Source organism: Belnapia sp. AC561, assembly GCF_979252845.1.
In genome coordinates this window covers 1-235 of record NZ_CEEDBP010000507.1, presented here as the reverse complement: position 1 = coordinate 235, position 235 = coordinate 1, and the positions used below count along the sequence as shown (strand labels likewise).

Below are 235 nucleotides of genomic sequence, written 5' to 3'. Positions count from 1 at the left end.
GCCAGAACCTGATGATCAAGATCCCGGGGACGCCCGCCGGTGCGCCCGCCATCGCCGCGACGATCGCGGCGGGGATCAACGTCAACGTGACGCTGCTGTTCTCGCAAGGTGATTACCAGCGCGTCGCGGAAGCCTATGCGATGGGGCTGGAGGAACGCGTTCGCCAGAACCAGCCGATCGACCGGATCGCCTCGGTCGCCAGCTTCTTCGTCAGCCGCATCGACAGCAAGGTCGA

Annotated in this window: 1 protein-coding gene; it reads left to right on the top strand. The window is 65.5% G+C overall.

All coding sequences use genetic code 11. The annotated features are described in order from the left end of the window. Positions 1–11: 11 nt before the first annotated feature. The coding region (locus AC0IW9_RS32050; protein ID WP_471652312.1) for a transaldolase family protein at positions 12–235 on the top strand (224 nt) is incomplete at its 3' end.